Source organism: Comamonas testosteroni (assembly GCF_000761245.1).
In the GTDB taxonomy this organism is placed as follows: domain Bacteria; phylum Pseudomonadota; class Gammaproteobacteria; order Burkholderiales; family Burkholderiaceae_C; genus Comamonas; species Comamonas testosteroni_C.
Window position 1 is genome coordinate 1 of record NZ_AWOR01000103.1, and the last position, 679, is coordinate 679.

Below are 679 nucleotides of genomic sequence, written 5' to 3' on the forward strand. Positions count from 1 at the left end.
AGGGGTTGTACGCCGGAATCCCAGAAATTTCCGTCAGCCCAGCTCCAGTCCCGCCACGAGCGCATCCAGGTCGATGAACTTGCCGTCAGTCTGGAAGGTGTAATGCCCGTTCAGCAGGATGTGCCGCCAGGCCGCTGGCGACATCTGCGTGATCAACGCCAGCGCCTTGGCATTGCCAGCTGCCTCGTACTTCGTCAGCAGCAGGGACAGGATCGCCGAGTTGTAGAAGATGATCGCGTTGCCGATCAGCCTGGCGCACTGGTTGCTGATCTCGATTTCGATGTCGGTGCGGCCGGTCAATTCCTTCTTCCCACCGACTTGGGCGATGGTCGAGCGTAGCTGGTGATAGGACTCAATGCGGTTCTGCGAGCGGTGAACATTACGCTCCAGTTGCGGGTCGCGCAGGTAGCGCAGTGTGTAGATACTGCGGATGAGCTTGTCGAACTCGAAGATTGCGCGCCGCGTCGGGTTCGGCGCCGTATAGGTGCACAGCTTGCGGATCAGCGTGCCCTGCGTCATTTCCTTCAGGCCCAGTGTGGCGACGATTCGGTCGATGTTCGCCTTCTCACCGACGATGAGTTGCCGGTCGATCTGGCCAGCCGGCCGGATCAGGCATTTCTCGTACAATGCCAGATCATCGGCGCAATACAGCTCCTGCAACTGGTCGTCGAGGTCGGTG

The 679-nt window shown here is 59.9% G+C and carries 1 protein-coding gene; it reads right to left on the reverse strand.

Annotation, left to right across the window (positions count from 1 at the left end; all coding sequences use genetic code 11):
• Positions 1 to 33 precede the first annotated feature (33 nt).
• Positions 34 to 679: Tn3 family transposase (locus P353_RS26325; RefSeq protein ID WP_034376247.1), on the reverse strand; the 646-nt coding region annotated here is incomplete at its 5' end.